This window comes from Actinomycetota bacterium (assembly GCA_005774595.1).
Lineage (GTDB): Bacteria > Actinomycetota > Coriobacteriia > Anaerosomatales > D1FN1-002 > D1FN1-002.
Genome location: VAUM01000285.1, coordinates 1 through 2533 on the forward strand (window position 1 = coordinate 1; position 2533 = coordinate 2533).

Consider the following 2533-nt stretch of genomic DNA (forward strand, 5'->3'; position numbering starts at 1 on the left):
CGCGTCGGCGATGACCGGGACGAGCCCCGCCGAGGCGGACGTCATCGCGTTGTGCAGGTGCGCGGCGACGCCGGTCCGGTCACCCGACTCGAGGGCTGCGAGCAGCGCGTCAGGGGACGGCTGGACGGGCGCCGGTGCGGCGTCGAACGCGCGGTATGCGGCGGCTGTGGGCACGGGCTCCCCCGGCCACACGACGACCAGGTCGAGCTGCGGCGCGTCGATCCCGCGCAGCAGGACGTCGCCGCGGCCGCCCATGAGCGCACACGGTGCGTCGAGGAAGAACGGCACGTCGGCGCCGAGCGTCACCGCCGTCTCGCGGAGGCGAGTGTCGTCGCCGTCCACGCCCCACAACGACGCGAGGCCGCGCAGCACCGCGGCGGCGTCCGACGAGCCCCCGCCGAGGCCGGCGCCGGCCGGGACGCGCTTCGTCACGCGCAGGGCGACCGAGGGCTCGCGCCCGCACGTGGCAGCGAACGCGACGGCGGCCCGGTACGCGAGGTTGTCCTCGGCGGCGACGCCCACGTCGGGCGTGCACACCAGCGAGAGCGCGTCGGCCTGCGCGATCGTGACCTCGTCGCCGAACTCGAGGGCGGCGAGTACCGTCGTGACGTCGTGGTAGCCGTCGGTGCCGGCCGCGCCGACGGCGAGGTACAGGTTCACCTTCGCGGGGGCCGCGACCACGATCGTATCGGTCACTCGCACTCCCTCCCGGTCCGGGAAACGGATGCGGGGCCGTCACCGGCCCCGCATCGGTCGATCCAGTCGCTCCGTGCCCCTCGCAGCTAGTTCAGCCAGGGGAAGACGTTCTCACCGCTCTCCGGGTGGGTCAACTCGACCGCACCGGTCAGCACGTCGACGTAGCTGTAGGAGACACGAGCGGTCCGGTCGCGCTTCTCCTCGACCTTGAGCACGAAGAGGGCCGGGTGGGTCTGCTCGAGCACGCCTTCACGCTCGAGGACCTTCGACCGGCCCATGTTCGCGCGGAGCTTGATGCGCGAACCCATCATCGACTCCAGATCGGTCCGGATGCGACCGACTACCTGCAACTGCCTGACAGACTCCACCAGCATCCCCCTTCGAGGTAGGGCAGGAATCATACTCCACTGCGGCGGAGAACTCAAGGTAGAAGGCCATGTTCGCGCAGTGCGGCCCCCAGCGAGAGGTACTCGTCGACGCCCACCGTCTCCGCGCGGCGCCCCGGGTCGATCCCGGCCCTCGCAAGGGTACGCTCGACCTGTGACACCGGGGCGGCCAGGGCTGCGGACAGCGAGTTGCGCAGCGTCTTGCGCCGCTGGGCGAAGGCCGCGTCCGCGGCCGTGGCGGCGTCGCGCAGGACGTCGGGCGACTCGGGCCGGCGCGCCCGGTCGAGGCGCAGCACCGCCGAGTCGACGCGCGGCGGCGGCAGGAAGCACGACCGCGGCACCGCGAAGCGCCCCGCGGGCTCGGCGAGCAGCCGCAGCTTGACCGTGTAGGCGCCGTAGTCCTTGCCGCCGGGCGCCGCCGACATGCGGTCCGCGACCTCCGCTTGGACCATCACCGTCGCCGAGGCGAGCGAGGCGATCTCCTCGAAGAAGCGCAGGACCACGGTGGCGGCCACGCCGTAGGGAAGGTTCGCCACGAATGCGGTCGGCGGGCCCGCATCGGAGCACAGCTCCGCAACGGCGACCTCCACCGCGTCCGCGTGCACGACGCGCACGTTGACGGATCCGGCGAGCGTCTCGGCGAGTACGGGCAGCAGTCCGGCGTCGCGCTCGACGGCGACCACGCTGCCCGCCGCGCCCGCGAGCGCGGCCGTGAGCGTCCCGATGCCCGGGCCAACCTCGAGCACGGCGTCCCCCGGACCCAGACGTGCGAGGCCCAGGATGCGCCCGATCACGTTGTCGTCGACGAGGAAGTGCTGGCCGAGCGACTTCCGCGTGCGCAGCCCGTGGCGCTCGAGCACGGCGATGGTCGCCGACGGCGACGCCAGCGGTGAATGCGTCACAGCGGCGCGTCGCCTAGTCGAGAAGGGTGACGGTGACCGTTCGCCGCCCCCACGTGAGCGCCGATGCCCGCGCGTCGCCGGTCCAGTAGCACACGTCGATGCGGTTGCCCACGATCGCCCCGCCCGTGTCCGCGGCGACACCGTAGCCGTAGCCGGGCACGTACATGCTCGTCCCGTACGGGATGACGTCCGGATCGACGGCGATCACACCCCACCCCGAGGGGATGTCGTAGCGTGCGATGCGCCGCTGGATCACGGTGATCCCGCCGCAGCCGGCGTCCCACGGGGTGTACGCCGTGGCGACGACCGTGAGCTTGCGGCCACCGGTCGGCGGGGTCGCGGCGGGATTCGCGGGCGCGGGCGTGCCGCGCGTGTCGTCGCCCCGCGACGCCACCTGGACCGTGCGCGGCGCCGCGCCCGTGCCGACGTGCACGACCTGGTCGACCGCGGGCGTCACCACGCGCTCGGACTTGAGCACGCGGCGCCCCTCGGAACCGGCCGTGACGACGACCTCGTAGACGGCGAGTCGCACTCCCTGCGAGCCGGCGG

General features: G+C 73.3%; 4 protein-coding genes. All 4 read right to left on the reverse strand.

Annotated features, from left to right (window positions below; translation table 11 throughout):
- A partial coding sequence (ispE, locus tag FDZ70_09170) for a 4-(cytidine 5'-diphospho)-2-C-methyl-D-erythritol kinase (GenBank protein TLM70310.1) occupies nucleotides 1-696 on the reverse strand: 696 nt, incomplete at its 3' end.
- Between the two features lie 86 nt (nucleotides 697-782).
- Complete coding sequence (locus tag FDZ70_09175) at nucleotides 783-1070, reverse strand: hypothetical protein (GenBank protein TLM70311.1); 288 nt, start codon at nucleotides 1068-1070, stop codon at nucleotides 783-785.
- Between the two features lie 47 nt (nucleotides 1071-1117).
- The gene (gene rsmA, locus FDZ70_09180) at nucleotides 1118-1984 is read right to left on the reverse strand and encodes a 16S rRNA (adenine(1518)-N(6)/adenine(1519)-N(6))-dimethyltransferase RsmA (protein ID TLM70312.1); all 867 of its coding nucleotides are present in this window, start codon (nucleotides 1982-1984) and stop codon (nucleotides 1118-1120) included.
- A 13-nt stretch (nucleotides 1985-1997) separates the two neighbouring features.
- On the reverse strand, nucleotides 1998-2533 hold a 536-nt coding region (locus FDZ70_09185), incomplete at its 5' end, for a hypothetical protein (protein TLM70313.1).